Source organism: Streptomyces sp. NPDC050264 (genome assembly GCF_040655895.1).
In the GTDB taxonomy this organism is placed as follows: domain Bacteria; phylum Actinomycetota; class Actinomycetes; order Streptomycetales; family Streptomycetaceae; genus Streptomyces.
The window spans coordinates 37,548-58,038 of sequence record NZ_JBFAKV010000029.1; the positions used below are offsets into that span (position 1 = coordinate 37,548).

Sequence of the window (20,491 nt, forward strand, 5' to 3'; positions counted from 1 at the left end):
CTTTCGGTGGTCGGCGGTTCAGTGCTGCGCGAGGAAGTAGTCGTACGCCTTCGGCAGCGTCTCGGTCAGCCGGCGCGTCTTGTCGCGGATCGCCGCGAACTCCCGCTCGGCCGGGCCCTGATCGGCCAGGGCGAGGGCCGGGGAGTGCTTCAGCTCGATGCCGCCCATGCCGAGCAGGACGCACATGTACGAGTAGGCCGGCAGGCCGTGGTAGTAGGGGAAGACCGTCTCCGAGTCGGGGACCTGCGTCTTCCACTTCTCGATCCGGGCCGCCAGCTCCTCCGGTACGGGGCGGGTCTTGGCGTCGCGCCAGTACTGCGTGTCGTTGCGCTTCGCGGCGACGTAGTGCAGGACGAGGAACTCCCGTATGCCGTCCATGACATGGGCGACCGAGTCGTTGTAGAGCTCCCGCTGCACCGGGTTCCACGACTCGTCGGGGAAGTACTTGGCGAGCTGCTCGATGGCATGGTGGATGAAGAAGATGCCGGTGGACTCCAACGGCTCGACGAAGCCGCTGGACAGGCCGATGGCGACGCAGTTGTTGACCCAGGAGCTCTCGCTGCGGCCGATGCGCATCTTGATGTGATTGGCCTCGACGTCCGCCGCGGCCGGGCCGACGAACTCGCGCAGGGTGCGCTCGGCCTCCTCCGGGGACAGATAGTCCTTGGCGTAGACATAGCCGGTGCCGATGCGGCCCATCAGCGGGATCGTCCAGATCCAGCCCGCGTCCTGGGCGGTGGCGGTGGTGCACGGCAGGATGCCGCGGGCCTTCATGTCCTGCGGGACCTGCAGCGCGACCGCGCTGTCGTTGGGCAGGGTGTCCGCGTAGGAGATGAACGGGACCTCGAGGGCCTTGTTCAGGAGCAGTGCGCGGAAACCGGTGCAGTCGACGAACAGGTCGCCCTCGATGTCGCCGTGCTCGGCGGTGGTGACGCCCGAGATCCAGCCGCGCTCGTCCAGGTTGACCTTCTTGACGTCGTCCGTGATGTGCGTGACGCCGCGCTCGACCGCGTACGTGGTGAGGTACTTGGCGAGCAGCGCCGCCTCGAACTGGTAGGCGTAAGGGAACTGCGTCTTGCCCTGGTGCTCGGACATCGTCAGGCCCTGCATCTCGTCCGCGCCCTCGTCGAAGGGCTGGTCGATCAGCCTGCCGTCCAGGTAGCGGGGGCTCAGCCCGGCGTCGATGACGGAGGGCATCACGAAGCAGTCCTTGTCGAACCGGTCCGTGGGGCCGTCCTTCAGCCACCAGTCGGTCAGCGGGAACCCGTTGACCGACCGCATCTGCTCGAAGGGGTGGTAGAAGTGGTGGCCCTCCTCCCGCCAGTTCTCGAACCGGACCGCGAGCTTGTACGTCGCGTTGCACGCCGGCATCCAGTCCTTCTCCTTGAGCCCGAGGAACTCGAAGAAGTGTCTGATGTCGCTGAACGTCGCTTCACCGACGCCTACGGCCCCGACATTTCCGGACTCCACCAGCGTGATGTCGATCCGGTCGCCGAAGGCCGCCTTGAAGTACGAGGCCGTCATCCAGCCCGCTGTCCCGCCGCCGACAATCACAAGTCTGTTGAGCATGAGGTGACTCCTGTTCACTGACCGAATTCCCGTACACGGGAGGAGCCTAGGAAGCGGCTCGGGAGCACACCAGGTTGTTAAGCAGAGGCTGAAACACACAGGTGGAATCGGTGCGGTGGCCGCATGACCGGTATCAGCGCACTGTCAGTGCGGCTCGTCATTATGCCCAGGGACGGCAGGAGCAACAAGAGGGTGCGGGCGCGGGCGCACACCCGTCATCCTTTGTTCCCGCCGCGGCCATACCACGCGAAAGTTCCCGGACGCCCCGGATGGTATTTCCCCCGACCGGTGGACGCGGGCGATGGTGGGGCCCTTCAACCGACGAATGCGGGGGCTTTCACAGTGGACATACAGGTTCTCGGTTCAGTTTCTGTCCGGTACGGCAACCGGCAGCACGCCGTGATGTCCAGGCGTCTGACGGCGATCCTCGCCCTGCTCGCGCTCTCGCCGGGCCGCACGATCCTGGCGGACCAGCTGGAGGACGAGCTGTGGGCGGGCCGTACCCTCACCAACGCCCGCAACGCGCTGCAGGCCAGTGTCGGCCGGCTGCGCAGATTCCTGGAGTCGATCACGGGTCTGCGCGGCGACGAGCTGATCCGCACCGTGGGCGGCGGCTACCGCCTCGAGGTGTCCGCCGACCTGGTGGACGCCCACCGCTTCCGTGAGCAGGCACGGGCCGGCGCCGACCTCGTGGCGAGCGACCCGGCGGCGGCGGCCGTCGCCCTGGAGGACGCCCTGTCGCTGTGGCGCGGTGCCGCGCTGATGGACACCCACGACGGCCTGCGGGTGCGCATCGCCGCCGCCGATCTGGAGGAACGGCGGATCACCGCGTACGAGGACCTGACCACGGCGCGGCTCGCCGTGGACCCGCACCGCATCTCGCTCTCGGAGCTGCGCGGGACGGCGGCGGAGCACCCCGAACGGGAGCGGCTGAGCGAGCTGTTGATGCTCGCGCTCTATCACGCGGGGCGGCAGGCCGAGGCCCTCGATGTGTTCCACCGGGCGCGCCGCAGGCTCGCGGACGAAATGGGGCTCGAACCGGGCCGCGCCCTGCACCGTGCCTATCAGGCGATTCTGGAACAGGACGACATTCTCGGGGAACCCCGCCAGGTTCTCGCACACCACTGAAACCGAACCGAAGCAATGCCGACGGAATTCTGATGAAGCGCTGAAGAAGTACTGAAGAAGCACTGAAGAAGCGCTGACGATGTACTGACGGCGTACTGACGGAATTCCGGTCGCATTCTGACGAACGGCGCAGGAGGGATTGCCGTCTGCTTTTTCGCGGTTACCGTGGATCGACAGTGGAATCTCCGCCCGACCCTCCGGAACGGGCGGATTCCGTATGTCTGCCCCGGTACGTAAGGCGGCTCATGGACATCGAACTACGGCATGCGCGGATCGTCGTCGCCATAAGTGAGGCCGGCAGCATTTCCCGCGGTGCGAGCGAACTCAACCTTCCGCAGCCGAGCCTCACCGCGCAGCTCAAACGCATCGAAAGGGCCGTGGGCGGCGCCCTCTTCGTGCGGTCCAGCAGCGGCGTCGAACCGACCTCGCTGGGGGAGCGGCTCATCCCGTTGCTCGGCGATCTCGTGCGGCGCGCCGACGAGGTCATCGCCCAGGCGAGCTGTGCCACCGCCGGCCAACTGCGCCTGGGCAACACCGAATGGACCCCGCCGGCCCTCGGCGACGCGCTGCGCGGTGTGCTGCCCGGCACCCAGGTGTCGACGGAGACCCTCTCGGCCGCCGCCGCGGTGGCCGGCGTGCGCCGCGGCGCGTTGTCCGTGTGCCTGGTCTCGGGCCCGGCCGGACTGTCGGGATCCGCGCCCGACCCGGCCGAACCCGCCCTCGGCAGCACGGTCGTCGTACGCGAACCCGTCTGGCTCGCGCTGCCCGCGCACAGGGAGCGGGCCCAGGACGCCTGGGTGCACTACTCGCAGGAGCACTGGCTGCACGCCGTCGAGGAGCGGATGCTCGCCGGGCGCGGCCGGGCCGGCCCCGCCCAGGTGCTGCACCACGCCAACACCCAGCGTGAGGCGATGATCTGGGTGCACGACAGGGGCGTCGCCGCCCTGGCCACGCCGTCCGGCGCCACCGCCGACGTGGAGCTGAGGCCGCTCGCGGACACCGAGTACGCCGAGATGCTCCTGGTGTGGCGGCGCGGTGCGGTCACCGAGGGCGCGCTGCGCCGCCTCGTGCACGCGATCCGCTCCTACTACTGCACCTACGCGCGCACGATCCCCGGCTACTGGCCATGGCTGGTCGAGCACCGCGCCGAACTGCCCGAACTCCGCTCGTTCCTGCCCGAGTGACGGCCCGCGCACGATCGTGGGCCGGAGCTTGTCAGCGTGTGGTCAGCGACGCATCAGTGAACGGTCAGCGGGGTCGGCCAGCATCGTTGACATGACAACAACGAATGAGCTCAACGCCGGGGACCGCGCCAGGATCAAGGACATCATCTGCGACATCCTGGAGATAGAACCGCAGGACATGACCGACACCAGCCGCTTCAAGGAGGACCACGAGGCGGACTCGATGGGCGCCATCGAGATCCTCTCCCAGCTGGAGCGGGCCTTCGGCACCGACATCGACCAGGCCGAGCTCTCCCGCATGGTCAACCTGGACGGCGTCGTGACGGTGGTCGGCGAGGCCGTCGCGGCCAAGCTCGCCCGGGCCAACTAGCCACCGCGCCCCACGGATGCGACGGGAGCGCATGGTGTACGACGACGAGCAGCGGCCGCGCCGGGTGGTCATCACCGGGCTCGGCACGGTCACCAGCATCGGGCTCGGGGCCCCGGCTTTCCTGGACGGACTGAAGTCCGGCCGCAGCGGGGTCAAGCCCATCACGGCCTTCGACACGACCGGCTTCGCGCATGCCAACGGATGCGAGGTGGCCGACTTCGTGCCGGGCGACTGGATCCACCACGTCGACCCCCAGGAGCTGGGACGCGCCACCCAGTTCTCCGTTGCGGCCGCCAACATGGCTGTCGCGGACGCGGGCCTGAGCGCGCAGGATCTGCGCGAGCGCAGGGTGCTGGTCTCGGTCGGCACCACCGACGCCGAGTCGCGCGACCTCGACACCCTGGTCGGCACCCAACTCACCGAAGGGCCCGAGCAGTTGCCGCCCGGCGTGGCCCGCAGGGCGCAGGCCGGGCGGCTGTCGAGCGGCATCGTCCGGGAGCTCGGCCTGGTCGATGTCGAGGCCCTCACCATCCCGACCGCCTGCGCGGCGGGCAACTACGCGATCGGCAGCGGCTTCGACGCCATCCGGCACGGCGAGGTCCAGGCCGCGCTGTGCGGCGGCGCCGACGCCGTCTGCCGCAAGACGTTCACCGGCTTCTACCGCCTGGGCACCATCGCCCCCGAGGTCTGCCAGCCCTTCGACGTCGACCGCAAGGGCATCCTCACCGGCGAGGGAGCGGGCATCCTCCTCCTGGAGAGCCTGGAGTCGGCACGCGCCCGCGGCGCCCGGATCTACGCCGAGGTGCTCGGCTACGGACTGAACTGCGACGCGCACCACCCCGTGGCGCCCGACCAGGACAGCCTCGCCCGCTGCATGGAGGTCGCGCACCGCAACGCCGGGGTGGACGAGGACGACATCGACTTCATCTCCGCGCACGGCACGGGGACGCGGGCCAACGACGTGACGGAGGCCGGCGCCATCCGGCAGGTCTTCGACACCCCGCCGCCCACCGTCTCCATCAAGTCCATGATCGGCCACTCCATGGGGGCGGCCAGTGCCCTGTCCGCGGCGGCCTGCGCCCTGGCCATCACCGAGGGCTTCATCCCGCCGACGGTCAACCACCGTGCGACGGACCCGGAGTGCGGCCTGGACTGCGTACCGAACGAGGCGCGCCCGGCCGAGCTGAACGTCGTACAGAACAACGCGCTCGCCTTCGCGGGCAACAACGCCGTGCTGATCCTCGGCCGCATGGACCGCACGGGCCGTACGCAATCCCGCAAGGAGGCCGCGTGATGTCGTCCCTCGTCATCTCCGCCTGGTCGGCCATCTCCCCGTACGGGGTGGGCAACGAGCCGCTGCGCGACGGGCTCGCCGAGGGGCGCGACGCCCTCGCCCCCCTCGACCGGGACACCTATGAGGTCCCCTTCCGGCAGGCCGCCCTCGTCCCGGACTTCACCGCCGCCAAGTACGTCGGCAAGAAGGGCACCCGGACCATGGACCGGGTGACCGCGCTCGCCGTCACCGCCGTCGGCGGGCTCGTCGGCGCCGTCGCCGGGGAACTGGCGGCCCGCCCCGAGCAGACCGCCCTGGTCCTCGGCACCGGTTCCGGCAGCGTCCAGAGCATCATGGACTTCACCAGGGACTCGCTGTCCGGGGAGCGTCCCTACCACGTGGAGCCCGCCCGCTTCCCGAACACCGTGATGAACCGGGCGGCCGGGCAGAGCGCCATCTGGCACCGCATCAAGGGCCCCAACACCACAGTGGCGGGCGGTTCGCTGACGGGCCTGCTGGCCCTCAGCTACGCGCGGCGGCTGCACCGGGGCGGGCACTGCACCCGCGTCCTGTGCGGAGCGGCCGAGGAGTTCTCGACGCAGCGCGCCTGGCTCGAATGGCACGGGCGGGCCGAGGAGGAGCGCGCCACCCCGCTCGGCGAGGGCGCCGCCGTCTTCCTCGTCGAGCCCGCCGAGGACGCCGCCGCGGCGGGCCGCACCGCCCTGGCCCGCATCGCCGCCACCCGCTTCCGTGCCTACCAGGGGGCCGACGAGGCCCGCGCGGCCCTGACCGCCTGCGTCCGCGGCGCCCTGGACACGGCGGGAGCGGCGGCGCGGGACATCCGGTTCGTCGCCCCGCTCGGCGGCGGCGGAAAGCTCGCCGCCGAGGAGGAGCAGGCCGTCACCGATGCCCTGCCCGGCGCGCACCCGCAGTGGATACGGCTGCGCGAACACGTCGGCGACACCTCCGCCGCGGCCACCGCGCTGCAACTGGCCGCCGTCCTCGCCCGGGCGGGCGAGCGGGGCCTCGGCCCCGGTGAGGCCGCCCTGGTGACCGGCATCGAGCGGGACGGCCAGGTCGGCTGCGCCGTGCTCGTCGGCGGCTGACCACCCGTACGGCCCCGCACTCCGCGTCCGCGGATCCCCGCCCCAGAGCCATCAGGAGAGACAAGCATGTCCGCAACCGACCGGCCCGTCGCCCTCGTCAGCGGCGGCTCGCGCGGCATCGGCCGCCAGGTGGTGACCCGCCTCGCCCGCGACGGATACGACGTGGCCTTCTGCTTCCAGTCCGACAAGAAGGCCGCCGACACCGTCGCCGAGGAGGCCGGCGCCGCGGGCGCCCGCGTGTACGCGGCGCGCACGGACGTCACCGACCACGACGCCGTACGCGATTTCGTCAAGGCCGCCGAGCGCGAACTCGGGCCGCTGCACACCGTGGTGTCCTGCGCGGGCATCGTGCGCGACAACCCGCTGGTGCTGCTGGCCCCCGAGGACTGGGACGCGGTCCTGCGGGTCAACCTCGACGGCACGTACAACCTCTGCAAGGCCGCGGTCTTCGCCATGATGAAGCGCAAGTCCGGGTCCGTGATCACCCTGTCGTCGGTGGCCGGTGTGTACGGCAACGCCACCCAGTCCAACTACTCGGCGACCAAGGCCGGAATCATCGGCTTCACCAAGGCACTCGCCAAGGAGTCCGGCCGCTACGGCATCCGTGCCAACGCCGTGGCACCCGGCTTCATCGACACCGACATGCTCGCCGGCCTCGCCGACGACCACGTCAAGAAGATGACCGAGCGGATCCCGCTCGGCCGTTTCGGCCGCCCCGAGGAGGTCGCCGACCTGGTGGCGTTCCTCGCGTCCGACCGCGCCTCGTACATCACAGGACAGGTATTCGGAGTCGACGGCGGCCTCGTCGTCTGACCGGAAGGGGTCGCCACCATGCCCAAGAACAAGACGCCACGGTTCTACTTCTCCCTGCGCAGCCCCTACTCGTGGCTCGCCTACCGCACGGTGATGACCGAGCACCGGGACCTCGCCGAACGCCTCGAATGGGTGCCCTTCTTCGAGCCCGACCCGCTCAGCGCCCGCCTCATGGCGGACCAGGGCGGCCGCTTTCCGTACTCGGAGATGTCCCGCGAGAAGAACCGCTACGTGCTCCAGGACGTCGGCCGCATCACCAAGTCCCTCGGGATCAGGGTCACCTGGCCGGTCGACCGCGACCCGGTGTGGGAGGTCCCGCACCTGGGCTATCTCGTCGCCGCCCGCCAGGGCCGCGGCCACGACTACATCGACGCGGTGTACCGGGCCAGGTTCGGCCAGGGCCGCGACATCTGCGACCCGCAGACCATCGAGGACATCGGCTGGGAACTGGGCATCGACCCGCTGCGCCTGTCCCGCGCCAGCGACCGGCCCGAGCTGCGCGCCGAGGGCATCCGCATCCTCCTGGACGTCTGCAGGGACGGCGTGTTCGGCGTCCCGTTCTTCGTGCACGGCTACAGCCGCTACTGGGGCATCGACCGGCTCGACGCGTTCGTGGAGCACCTGCGCTCCCAGGGGGAGCCGGCCACGGCGATACCGCGCGAGCTCACCGCGGTCGGCATCGGCACGGCCACCGACGACGGCCACGCGGGCGGCTGCGGCTGACCGCCTTCGCACCTTTTGTCAACTCATCGCTCTACGGCGTGACTTCAGTGACCTTCGCTAGGGGACAGCTATGACATCCGTTCAGACGGTCGGCCTTGCGCTCACCGCCGGCCAGAAGGACATCTGGTTCGACGCGAAACTCTCCGGCGGGGGCGCGACCTACAACACCGCCATCTACTGGGACATCCGCGGACCGCTCGACCAGGACCTCTTGCGAACCGCGCTCGCCCGGCTCGCCGAGGAGTCCGAGTGCCTGCGCGCCCGCTTCGACGAACAGGGCGGCGAACCGCGCCAGTTCGTCGAACCGCTCGGCACGCTGCCCCTGACCGTCACGGACGTCAGCGCCGCCGCCGACCCGGCGGCGGCCGCGGAGCGGGCGATCCGCGAGGACCTCGCCGTGCCCTTCCCGCTCGACGAGGGGCCGTACGTGCCGCTGTTCCGGCTGAGCGTGTTCACGCTCGGCGCCGAGCGCACCTTCTTCTGCCTGCTCAACCACCACCTCGTCTCCGACGGATTCAGTTACGTCATCTACTTCCAGCGGCTCTCCGAGATCTACGCGGCCCTGCTCGCCGGCACCCCGCTCGATGAGAACCGCTTCCCGCCGCTCGCCGACCTGGTCGACGCCGAGGCCGCGTACACCTCATCGGCCAAAGGCGAGCGCGACGCCGCCTACTGGCAGCGCCAGGTGGGCGACGGGCCCGAGCTGATCAGCCTGGCCACGCGCGATGCCGAGCCCGCCCAGACCTTCCACCAGGAAGGCGCGGTGCTGCCCGCCGGAACGGCCGAGCTGCTGCGCTCGCTCGCCTGGGAGTCCCGGGTGACCTGGCAGACCCTTCTCGCGGCCGCGCTCGGCGCCTACACCGCGCGCACCGCCGCCACCGACGACGTGCTGCTCGCCCTGCCGGTCACGGCCCGCGTCGGCGGCACCATGCAGCGCATCCCCGGCATGGTCGTGAACAACGTGCCGCTGCGCCTGACCGTGTCCGCCGCCGGCACGCGCGCACAGCTGCTCCAGGCGACGTACACGGTGTTCTCGCAGAGCCTCAAACACCAGCGCCACCGCGTCAGCAGGATCCGCCGCGCGATGGGCCTGTCCAGCGACGACCGGCGGCCCTTCGGCCCGTTCCTCAACATGATGCCGCAGGTCGAGAAGCTGGCCATCGGCCCGTGCGAGGCCACCATCTACAGCCCGTCCACGGGCCTCGTCGACGACCTTGAGTTCACCGTCGCCGACAAGGGCGAGGCGGGCATCGGCGTCGACCTCAGCGGCAACACCGCGCGCTACGACCGCGCCGAGGTCCGCACCCACCTGGACCGGTTCATCGCCTTCCTGGGCGCCTTCCTCAAGGCCCCCGCCGACGCCCCGCTCGGCGGCCTCGACCTGCTCACCGCCGACGAGCGCGCCGACCTGACGGCCACGCTCACCGGCCCCGTCCGCGAGACGCCGTACCGGGGCGTCGTCGAGCGCGTACGGGAACACGCGGCGCGCACACCGCACGCGCCGGCCGTCACCGACGACGGCGGCAGCATCGACTACGCCGAGCTGACCGGCCGGGCCTCCGCCGTCTCCCGCGTCCTGAGCGGCGGCGCGGCGACGGGCCCCGTGGCCGTCCTCACCGAACCGGGCCGCGACTTCGTCACCGCCGAACTCGCCGTCCTCGGCGCCGGCCGTGCCTTCGTGCCCCTCGACCCGGGCGCGCCCCCGGCCCGCCTGAGCGCACTGCTGCGCGACAGCGGAGCCTCCTTCCTGCTCACCCAGGACGAGCACGCGGACCTGGCGCGGCGGGCGGCCGGCTCCCTGGGCGGGCTGCCCGTGCACGTCCTCGACGCCCGCGCGGACGCGCCCGGCGACCTGGCGCCCGTGACCGGCGGCCCGCTCGACCTCGCGTACATCATCTACACCTCCGGCTCCACCGGCAGGCCCAAGGGCGCCATGGTGCAGCGCGGCGGCATGGTCAACCATCTCCTCGCCAAGATCGAGGAGTTCGGGCTCACCGCCGCCGACGCGCTCGTCCACAACGCGCCGGTCACCTTCGACGTCACCGTCTGGCAGACCCTGACCACGCTGCTCGTCGGCGGCCGGGTGCGCGCCTTCGGCCGCGGCGACGCCGCCGACCCGGACGTCCTGTTCCCGGTCATCGGCGCCGAAGGGCTGACCGTCATCGAGGTCGTACCGTCGCTGCTGCGCGCCACGCTCGACGTGTGGGACGCGGCGGACGAGGCGCCCGGCATGCCCGCCCTGCGCTGGATGATCTCCAACGGCGAGGCGCTCCCCGCCGACCTGTGCACGCGCTGGTTCGCCCGCTACCCGGACATCCCGCTCGCCAACCTCTACGGCCCCACCGAGTGCTCCGACGACGTCACCCACGCCTACCTCGCCTCCCTCGGCGACGTGGACGCGCCCGTCGTGCCGATCGGCCGGCCGCTGCGCAACACCCGCCTGCACGTCCTCGGCGCCGACCTGCGTCCGGTGCCGCGCGGGGTGCAGGGCGAACTGTTCATCGCGGGCCTCGGCGTGGGCCGCGGCTACCTCGGTGACCCGCGCCGCACCGCCACCACGTTCGTACCCGACCCGTTCGCCGCCGACGGCTCCCGCATGTACCGCACCGGTGACCACGTCGTGCTCCGCGCCGACGGCCAGCTCGCCTTCGTGGGCCGCGTCGACCACCAGGTCAAGATCCGCGGCCAGCGCATCGAACTCGGCGAGGTCGAGTCGGCGCTGCGGGACCTGCCCGGGATCGCCGAGGCGGTGGCCGCCGCCGTCACCGACCCGGCCGGACACAAGCGCCTCGTCGGGTACGTCGTCGGGGACGGCGCCCGCCCGGACACCGCCGCCGCCCGCGCCCGACTGGCCCAGCGGCTGCCCGGCGCCCTGGTGCCGGCCGTCCTCACCGCCCTGGACGAGCTGCCGCTCACCGCGCACGGCAAGGTCGACCGCAAGGCCCTGCCCGCCCCCGACTTCGGCGCTCCCGCGCACAGCCGTGCCGCCCGCACCGACGACGAGCGCATCCTGTGCACGGTCCTCGCCGAGGTCCTCGGACTGCCCGAGGTCGGCCCCGAGGACAGCTTCTTCGCCCTCGGCGGCGACAGCATCAGCTCCCTCCAAGTGGTCAGCGGAGCCCGCAAGGAAGGCCTGGTCGTCACGGCCCGCGACGTCTTCCGGCACCGCACCCCGGCCGCCATCGCCGCCGTGGCGGCCCGTGCCGTGCAGGCCGCGGCCCCCGCCGGGGCGGACGGCATCGGCGACCTCGAACTCCTCCCCGTCGCCGACCAGCTGCGCGAACTCGTCGGCCACCTCCCGTCCGAGACACGGCAGTTCGCCCAGTACGCCGCCGTCGCCGTGCCCGCCGGCCTGGACGCCCCGCGCCTGGAGCGCGCGCTGCAGGCCCTCCTGGACCGCCACGACACCCTGCGCCTGCGCCTCACCACCCCGGCGTCGGGCCTGTGGTCCCTCACCACACAGCCGCCCGGCACCGTCGCCGCGGCGGACGTCCTGAGCACCGTCACCGTCCCGGCGGGCGCCGACCGCGCCGGCCGCGTCGCCGGGGAACTGGCCGCGGCCCGCGCCCGGCTGCGCCCCGAGGACGGGCTCGTGGCCCAGGCCGTCCTGCTGACGCAGGACGCCGCCGGCCCCGCCACCCTGCTCCTCGTCGTCCACCACCTCGCCGTCGACGGCGTCTCCTGGCGGATCCTGCTGCCCGACCTGCGGGCCGCCTGGGAGGCCGTGGCCGAGGGCCGCGCCCCGGCCCTGGACCCCGTACCGACCTCGTACCGCCGCTGGGCCAGGGCCCTGTCCGAAGAGGCCCGCACCGCCCACCGGGCGGCCGAACTGCCGCTGTGGAGGGAGCAGGCGGCGGGCGAGTCCGTCGTTCTCACCGAGCGCGGCCTCGACCCGGCCCGCGACGTGCACGGCAGCGCGGGACGGCTCCGCGTCGAGCTGCCCGCCGAGGAGACGGCGGCGCTGCTCACCAAGGTGCCGGCCGCCTTCCACGCCGAGATCAACGAGGTGCTCCTCACCGGCCTCGCCGTCGCCCTCGCCGACCGGGCCCGGCGCACCGGATCCCCCGCCACCCGCGCCCTGATCGAGCTGGAGGGCCACGGCCGCGAGCAGATCGCGGACGACCTGGACGTGTCCCGTACGGTCGGCTGGTTCACCAGCGTCTTCCCCGTCGCCCTCGACGTGGGCGAGCTCGACTGGGCCGACGTGTGGCAGGGCGGCGCGTCCCTCGGCGCCGCGCTCCAGCGGACCAAGACCGCCCTGCGCGCCCTGCCCGACCACGGCATCGGCCACGGCCTGCTGCGCCACCTCAACCCGCAGACCGCCGCCGTCCTCGCCCGCACCCCCGTCCCGCAGCTCGGCTTCAACTACCTGGGCCGGTTCACCGCGAGCGCCGGCGACTGGTCCATGGAGGCGGGCGGCGCCGGACAGAGCGCGGCGCCCGGCACCCCGCTGCGCCAGCCCGTCGACGTCGTCGCCGTCACCGAGGACCGCCCCGGCGGCCCCGTCCTGGTCGCCGACTGGACCTGGGCCTCCGCGCTGCTCGACGAGGCCGACGTACAGGACCTGGCCGAGAGCTGGTTCCGCGCCCTCAAGGCCCTGCGCAGCCTCGCCGCCCAGGCCGGCCGGCCCGGCGCCACCGGACGCGTCCCGTCCGAGTTCCCGCTCGTACGGATCGAGCAGCGGGAGATCGACGCGTACGCGAGCGAACTGCGCGGCGTCGCCGACATCCTGCCGCTCTCGCCGCTGCAGCGCGGACTGCTGGTGCAGGCCGAGTTCGACCGGCAGGGCATGGACGCGTACACCCTCCAGGTCGTCATGGACATCGGCGGACCCATGGACGCCGTCGCGCTGCGGGCCGCCGCCGTCGCGCTCGCCGACCGCAACCCGGGCCTGCGCGCGCACTTTCGCGAGCGGGAGACCGGCGACCCGGTCCAGCTGATCCCCGACCACGTCGAACTGCCGTGGACCGAGGTCGACCTGACCCACGTCGCCGCCGACGAGGTCGACGCGGAGGTGGCCCGCCGCACCGACGAGGAGTGGCTGAACCGCTTCGACGTCACCCGCGGCCCGCTCACCCGGTTCACCGTCTACCGGATCTCCGGCGACCGGCACCGCGTCGTGTGGACCACGCACCACATGCTGGTCGACGGCTGGTCGCTGTCCGCCGTGCTCGCCGAGGAACTCGTCACCCTGTGGGCCAACGGCGCCGACACCACCGCCCTCGCCCGTGTCGCCCCCGCCCGGCGCTACCTGGAGTGGTCCGCGGCCCAGGACAAGGACGCCGCCCGCGAGGCCTGGCGCGCCGAGCTCGCCGGACTCGACGGCGCGACCCGGCTCGGCCCCGCCGACCGCGACCGGGTCTCCGTACTGCCCGAGACCCTCGTCGCCGACATCCCGGCCGGGGTCACCGCCGCCCTCACCCCCTGGGCGCACGCCCGCGGCCTGACCCTGAACACCGTGATGCAGGGCGCCTGGGCGGCCGTCCTCGGCGCGCTCACCGGACGCGGCGACGTCACCTTCGGTGCCGTCGTCTCCGGCCGTCCCGCCGAACTGCCGGAAGTGGAGCGGATGGTGGGCGCGTTCCTGCACACCCTGCCGGTCCGCGCCCGGCTGGACGCGGCCAAGCCGTTCGAGGCGGTGCTCGCCGACCTCCAGGACCGGCAGCTCGGCCTCGAACCCCACCACCACCTGGGCCTCGCCGAGGTGCAGCAGTGCGCGGGCAGCGGCGAGCTGTTCGACACCGTCGTCAGCTTCCACAACTACCCGGCCGGCGCCCTCGACCGGATCGGCGAGCACATCCCCGGCCTGTCCATGCTCGGCTGGAAGGCCCGCGTCGTCGCCGAGTACCCCCTGGCGATCGGCATCTTCCCGGGCACGGAGGGGCGGCTGAGGGTCGAGGCCCAGTACCGGCCCGACGTGTTCACCGAGGACCGCACGGACGGCTTCGTACGCCGCTTCCTCCGCGTCCTGGAGCACCTCGCGGCCGACCCCGGCGCCCCGCTCGGCCACCTCGACACCCTCGACGACGGCGAGCGGCGGCGTGTCACCCACGAGTGGGCAGGCACCGGAGCCGCCACGGCCGAGCCCATGGCGCTCGCCACCGACACCCTCGAACGGTGGGCCGCCCGCTTCCCCGGCAAGCCCGCCGTCTCCCTCGGCGCCGACGTCCTCGACTACACGGCGCTGAACACCCGCGCGAACCGGCTCGCCCGCCTCCTCGTGGCCCGCGGCGTGCGCCCCGAACAGCCGGTGGCCGTACTGCTGCCACGCTCCCCCGAGCTGGTCGTGGCGGCCCTCGCGGCGATGAAGGCCGGCGCCGTGTTCATGCCGGTCGACGTCGACTACCCGGCCGACCGCGTCGGCCACCTCCTCGACGACGCGCGCCCCGCGGTGCTGCTCACCGACACCGCGACCGCCGCCCGCCCCGCGGGCCTGCCCGCACTGCCGGGCACCGCCGACGCCACCGTGCTCCTCGACTCACCCGGCATCACCGGGGAGCTCGCGGCGCTCGCGGGCACCGACCTCACCGACGCGGACCGGCACGAGCCGCTGCACCCGCAGCACACCGCGTACATGATCTACACCTCCGGCTCCACCGGCCGCCCCAAGGGCGTGAGCGTGCCGCACGCCGCACTGATGGCGATGGCCGACAGCCTCACCGAGCGGTTCGGCCTCGACGAGGACGTGCGCGTCCTGCAGTTCGCGTCCTTCAGCTTCGACGCCTCGGTCTTCGGCATCATGCTGGCGCTGCTCAACGGCGGCACCCTGGTGATCGCCGACGAGGAGCACCGCACCCCGGGGCAGCCGCTCGTCGACCTGATCAACGACGCCCGGATCAACCTGACCGCGCTGCCGCCCGTCGTCGTCGGCGCCCTGCCCGAGGGCAGCACACTCCCCGCGGACCTGCGCATGGTGGTGACCGGCGAGGCCGTGCCCGCCGAGGTCGTCGACCGCTGGGCCGGCTCCGTGCGGATGTTCAACGGGTACGGGCCCACCGAGGCCGTCGTCGGCTGCACCGTCAGCGGCCCGCTCGTCCCCGGCCGCGGCCGCCCGCCGATCGGCCGCCCGACCAGCGCCCACCGCGCGTACGTCCTGGACCACGCGCTGCGGCCCGTCCCGGCGGGCACCGTCGGCGAGCTGTACGTCGGCGGCGGCCTGGCCCGCGGCTACCTGAAGAGGCCCGGGCTGACCGCCCAGCGCTTCGTGTCCGACCCCTACGGACCGGCCGGCAGCCGCATGTACCGCACCGGGGACCTGGTGCGGTGGCTGCCGGACGGCGAACTCGACTACCTCGACCGCGCCGACGACCAGGTGCAGCTGCGCGGCATCCGCATCGAACTCGGCGAGATCTCCACGGCGTTGAGCGCCCTGCCCGGCGTCGAGCAGGCCGCCGTGGTGATGCGCGAGGACGAGGCGGGGGAGCGCCGCCTGGTGGCGTACGTCGTCACCTCCGCGGCGGTCACCGCGGTGGACACCGGTGTGCTGCGCGAGCGACTCGCGCACGAACTGCCCGACTACATGGTGCCGTCCGCCGTCGTCGCCCTGGACGCGCTCCCGATGACCACGAACGGCAAGCTCGACCGCTCCGCACTGCCCGACCCGGACCTCGGCGGCGCGGCCGCGGGCCGCGCGCCGCGCACACCCGTCGAGGAGATCCTGTGCGGCCTGTTCGCCGACATCCTTGGCCACGAACAGGTCTGGGCCGACGACGACTTCTTCGAGATCGGCGGACACTCGCTGCTCGCCACGCGCCTGGTCAGCCGGGTGCGCGGCGTCCTCGGCGCCGAACTGCCGATCCGCGCCCTGTTCGAGGCGCGCACCCCCACGGCGCTCGCCGCCCGCGTGGCGCAGGCCGACCGGGCCCGCCCGCCGCTGGCGCCCGCGCCCGCCGGTGCCGCGCGGCCGCTCTCCGCCACCCAGCGGCGGCAGTGGTTCCTCAACCGCCGCGACGGCAGCGCCGACGGCTCCTACAACTCGGTCCTCGCCTTCCGGCTCACCGGACAGCTCGACGCGGACGCCCTGCAGGCGGCGCTGCGCGACGTCGCCGAGCGGCACGAGGTGCTGCGCACCGTCCTGCCGGACACCGACGGGGTGCCCTCGCTGCGCGTCCTGGACCCCGTCGCGGGCGCCCCCGCGTTCAAGGTGGTGCCGGTCCCGGCCGGCGAGGTGCGGGCGGCGGTGGCCGCGGAGGCCGACCGCGGCTTCGACCTCACCGAGGAGACCCCGGTGCGCGTACGCCTCTTCCCGGACGGTCCCGGCGAGTGCGTGCTGCTCTTCGTGATCCACCACATCGCGTTCGACGGCTGGTCGATGGGCCCGTTCCTCGGCGACTTCGCCGCCGCCTACCGGGCCAGGGCCACGGGCCGCGCCCCGCGCTGGGAGCCGCTGCCCGTCCAGTACGCCGACTTCGCCGTCTGGCAGCGCGCACTGCTGGGCAGTGCCGACGACCCGGAGAGCCTCGCCGCCGAGCAGCTCGACTTCTGGCGCGACGCGCTCGCGGGCCTGCCCGACGAGACACCACTGCCCGCCGACTTCCCCCGCCCGGCGCAGGGCACACGCGAGGGCGACGTGGTGCTGTTCGACGTGGACGCCGAACTCCAGGCGGCCGTCGGCGAGTTGGCGAGGTCCACCGGCACCACCGAGTTCATCGTCTTCCAGGCGGCGCTGTCGGCGCTGCTGACCCGGCGCGGCGCGGGCACCGACATCCCGGTCGGCGTCTCGGTGGCGGGCCGCACGGACGACGCGCTCGCGGACCTCGTCGGCATGTTCCTCAACACGCTGGTGCTGCGCGGCGACACCAGCGGCGACCCGACGTTCCGCGAACTGCTCGACCGGCTCCGCGAGAGCGACCTGGCGGCCTTCTCCCACCAGGACGTGCCGTTCGACCAGGTCGTCGACGCGCTGCGGCCGGCCCGCGCGCTGAACCGGCACCCGCTGTTCCAGGTGTCGCTGACCGTCCAGTACGACGGCATGCGCGACCTGGGCCTGCCCGGCCTGACCGCGCGGCCCGAGTACATCCCGTCCCGGCAGGCCAAGCTCGACCTCGTCGTCGAACTGGTGCCGTCGTACGACAAGGAAGGCATGCAGGGCCTGCTGACCTTCAGCAAGGACCGGTTCACGCGGGCGACGGCCGAGTCCCTGGTGCGCCAGTTCACCCAGCTGCTGCGGGACGCGGTGGCCGATCCCGGCATACGGATCGGGTCCCTGGAGATCGCGGGAGCCGACGGGTTCGACGAGATCGTGCGCGAACTGCCCGAGGCGACCCTGCTCGACCTGTTCGCCGAGCGGGTCGCCGAGGCACCCGACGCGATCGCCACCGGCAGCGGGCCCCAGGCCCTGTCGTACGCCCAACTCGACCGGTACGCCGACGCGTTGGCGCACGCCCTGGCCGCGGCCGGGGCCGGGCCCGAGCGGACCGTGGCGCTCGCCGTGCCGCGCGCCGCCGACCAGGCCCTGGCGGCGCTGGCGGTCCTCAAGACGGGCGCGGCGTACGTGCCGCTGGCCGCGGACGAACCGGCCGACGCGGTCCGCGCCCTGTTCGCCGACGCCGACCCCGTCTGCGCCGTGACGACAGCGGGCCTGGCCGGACGGCTGCGGGCGACCGGCGTGCCCGTGCTGGTCCTCGACATCGCCGCCCTGCGCGGCAGGGCCGGTGCGCCGCACACCCGGCCCGCGCCCGCCGCGGCAGGACCCCGGCAGGCCGCGTACGTGATCCGCGGCGGTGCGGCGGCCACGGTCGTGGAGCACCGCACGGCCGCCGCCCACGTCGCGGCGGCGCTCGAGGAGGGGCGGCCCGATGAGGCCGGGCTGTTCGGTGCCCTGCTCGCCGGCACCGGAGTGCCGGCCAGGGAGCGCCCGCCCGTCGCGTGGGCAGCGCCGCACACGTTCCCCGCGGACACGGCCCGGTGGCCCGCCCACGGCTACGTACTGGACGAGACACTGCGCCCCGCCGCCGAAGGCGAGCTGTACCTCGCCGGAGCGGCCGTCGCCCGGTCGTACGCGGGCCGGGCGGCCGCCTCCGCCGAGCGGTTCGTCGCCGACCCCTGGGGCGGGGCCGGGGCGCGGATGTGGCGCACCGGCCGGAAGGTCACCCGGGACGGCGACGCCCCGGCACCGCAGGCCGGCCCGCCGCACGCACCCGAGGCGAAGCCGGTGGCCGACCCGGTGGCCGAGAAACTGTGCGCGATCGTCGCGGAGGTGCTCGGGGCGGAGTCGGTGTCCGCGCAGGAGAACTTCTTCCAGACGCGGTCGATGGACAGCATGAAATCGCTGCGGCTGGTGGCGCGGGCCCGGAAGGCGGGCATCGAGATCACCATCGCGGACGTCTTCCGGCACCAGAGCGTCGCGGCCCTCGCGGCGGCACTGCGCCCGCACCCCGCACCGGTCCCCGCGGTCCGCGACACCGTACGGGTCGTGGCCGAGGCCATCGCGCACACCGAGGAGCTGGAACACGCGGACACCTTCGCCCCGATGCTCTGCATCCGGCCGACCGGCGACCGCCCGCCCGTCTTCTGCGTGCACACCGGGGTCGGCCTCGCGCTGTCCTACCTGCCGCTGGCCCAGTACATCGGGCCCGAGTACCCCCTGTACGGCCTGCAGTCGCCGGCGGTCGTCGCCGGCGCACCCCTGCCGGACAGCATCGAGGAGAACGCCGCCGCGTACGTGAAGCTCATCCGGCAGGTGCGCCCCGAAGGGCCCTACCACCTGTTCGGCTGGTCCTACGGCGGTCTGCTCGCCTACGAGATCGCCGTCCAGCTCCGGGCTGCCGGGCAGGAAGTGGGGCTGCTCGCCAACCTCGACTCCTACCCCCGTACCGACGTCGTCGACGAGCGCGACGTGCAGCGCAGCCTGGCCTGGCTCCTGGAGGGCATCGGGCACGACCCGGCGCGCTTCGCGGGGCGCGAGCTCACCCCGGCCGACGTGGTCGAGGTCCTGCGCGCCGACAACAGCCCGCTGGCGGAGCTGGGCGAGGAACGCATGACCCGCATGGTCGACCTGATGGCCCGCCACCAGGTCCTCAACACCCGCTACCGGCCCGGCGGTTACGACGGCGCCATGCAGCTCTTCCTCGCCGACCGCTCGCCCTGGGGCGACGTGCGCGACAAGGAGCGGCTGTGGGAACCCCACAGCCGGGGACCGGTGACGGTCCACCACGTCGACTGCGGGCACGACGACATGTTCACCGAACCCCACCTGGAGCGGATCGGCCGTGCGGTCGCCGCCGAACTCGAGCGGCTGCACCCGCGCACCGACGGGAGCGAGCAGTGAGGGCGGCCGCCTCCCGCGCGGCGACCCGCGCGGGCGCCGCCCGCCGGCGCCGCGTGTGGGCGGCCGCGCGCCGGGCCGGCCTCAAGGGCGTACTCGTCGCGTCGCGCTCCGGCGGGCCGAGCCCGGAGCACCGGCCACCGCTTTCCACCCAGGACGATCGGACCCCGTCATGACGACCACCCTCCCCGCGGCGCCGTCCCCCGCGGCGCCCACCCCCGGCCGGGCCTCCGCCGCGAACCCCCTCCCCGGCGGGGCCCGGCCGGGCGGAGCCCGGACCTTCGCGACCGAGGTGCTCGCCGTCCTCGGCCGCAGGCTCCGGCGGCTGCGCCGGGGCCCCGGCCGCGCCATCGGCGTCGTCCTCAACCCGCTGGTGTCGATGGTGCTGCTCGGCTACCTGTTCCGGGACGCCATCACCCTTCCCGCGGGCGGCAGTTACGTCGAGTACGTCTTCGCCGGCGGCGCCGTCCAGGTGGGTCTCGCCTGTGTGGGGCCGACCGCCGTGTCGATGGCGATGGACCTGCAGGGCGGCATCGTCGACCGGTTCCGTGCCCTGCCGATCAGCCGGTCCGCCGTGCCGCTCGGGCACACCGGCGCGGACTTCCTGACCGCGCTGGCCGCGCTGGCCGTCACCGCCGGCGCGGGACTGCTGCTCGGCTGGCGCTCGCACACCGGCCTCCTGCCGACACTGGCCGGCTTCGCCCTGGTCGCGGTCTTCACGTACGTGATGCTGTGGCTCGGCGTGCTGCTCGCCACCACACTGCGCAGCATCGAGACGATCAGCGTCGTCGCGCCGTTCATCGTCATCGTGCTGCCCTTCCTGTCCAGCGCCTTCCTCTCCCCGCAGTCCATGCCGGGCGCGATCCGCCCGATCGCCGAATGGAACCCGGTCAGCGCCGTCATCGCCGCCTGCCGCGACCTGTGGGGCAACCCCGCCACCACGAGCCCCGGCTTCGTCGGCGAGCACCCGCTGGTGGTCGTCGCGGTGACCCTGAGCGTCCTCTTCACGCTCTGTTGCGCCGTCAGCCTGCGCCGATTCCGCAAGCCCTGAGCCCGAAC

General features: G+C 73.2%; 10 protein-coding genes. 9 read left to right on the plus strand and 1 reads right to left on the minus strand.

What is annotated here, in order from left to right:
- Window positions 1-18 precede the first annotated feature (18 nt).
- Complete coding sequence (locus AB0J02_RS36710; protein WP_363198194.1) at window positions 19-1,569, minus strand: tryptophan halogenase family protein; 1,551 nt, start codon at window positions 1,567-1,569, stop codon at window positions 19-21.
- 402 nt (window positions 1,570-1,971) lie between these two features.
- On the opposite strand from AB0J02_RS36710, the gene AB0J02_RS36715 reads away from it, so the two are divergent.
- From AB0J02_RS36715 to AB0J02_RS36755, 9 genes are all read left to right on the plus strand, one after another.
- On the plus strand, window positions 1,972-2,697 hold the full coding sequence (locus tag AB0J02_RS36715) for an AfsR/SARP family transcriptional regulator (RefSeq protein ID WP_363198195.1): 726 nt from the start codon (window positions 1,972-1,974) through the stop codon (window positions 2,695-2,697).
- A 245-nt stretch (window positions 2,698-2,942) separates the two neighbouring features.
- Complete coding sequence (locus tag AB0J02_RS36720) at window positions 2,943-3,881, plus strand: LysR family transcriptional regulator (RefSeq protein WP_363198196.1); 939 nt, start codon at window positions 2,943-2,945, stop codon at window positions 3,879-3,881.
- Window positions 3,882-3,972: 91 nt separating this feature from the next.
- Window positions 3,973-4,251 (plus strand): acyl carrier protein, encoded by a 279-nt coding sequence (locus AB0J02_RS36725; protein ID WP_363198197.1) that lies wholly within the window; start codon window positions 3,973-3,975, stop codon window positions 4,249-4,251.
- A 31-nt stretch (window positions 4,252-4,282) separates the two neighbouring features.
- Window positions 4,283-5,545: a beta-ketoacyl-[acyl-carrier-protein] synthase family protein gene (locus AB0J02_RS36730; protein ID WP_363198198.1), complete on the plus strand. Its 1,263-nt coding sequence runs from the start codon at window positions 4,283-4,285 to the stop codon at window positions 5,543-5,545.
- Entirely contained in the window at window positions 5,545-6,630 is a 1,086-nt protein-coding gene (locus AB0J02_RS36735; protein ID WP_363198199.1) for a beta-ketoacyl synthase N-terminal-like domain-containing protein, read from the plus strand. The genes AB0J02_RS36730 and AB0J02_RS36735 overlap by 1 nt, the downstream gene beginning before the upstream one ends.
- Before the next feature lie 66 nt (window positions 6,631-6,696).
- Window positions 6,697-7,443 (plus strand): 3-oxoacyl-ACP reductase FabG, encoded by a 747-nt coding sequence (fabG, locus tag AB0J02_RS36740; protein ID WP_363198200.1) that lies wholly within the window; start codon window positions 6,697-6,699, stop codon window positions 7,441-7,443.
- Between the two features lie 18 nt (window positions 7,444-7,461).
- Window positions 7,462-8,166 carry a DsbA family protein gene (locus AB0J02_RS36745; RefSeq protein ID WP_363198201.1) on the plus strand — a complete coding sequence of 235 codons (705 nt, stop codon included), beginning with the start codon at window positions 7,462-7,464 and terminating at the stop codon, window positions 8,164-8,166.
- 70 nt (window positions 8,167-8,236) lie between these two features.
- Window positions 8,237-19,435, plus strand: a complete 11,199-nt coding sequence (locus AB0J02_RS36750) for an amino acid adenylation domain-containing protein (protein ID WP_363198202.1) — start codon at window positions 8,237-8,239, stop codon at window positions 19,433-19,435.
- Between the two features lie 169 nt (window positions 19,436-19,604).
- Window positions 19,605-20,483 (plus strand): ABC transporter permease, encoded by an 879-nt coding sequence (locus AB0J02_RS36755; protein WP_363198203.1) that lies wholly within the window; start codon window positions 19,605-19,607, stop codon window positions 20,481-20,483.
- Window positions 20,484-20,491: the final 8 nt, after the last annotated feature.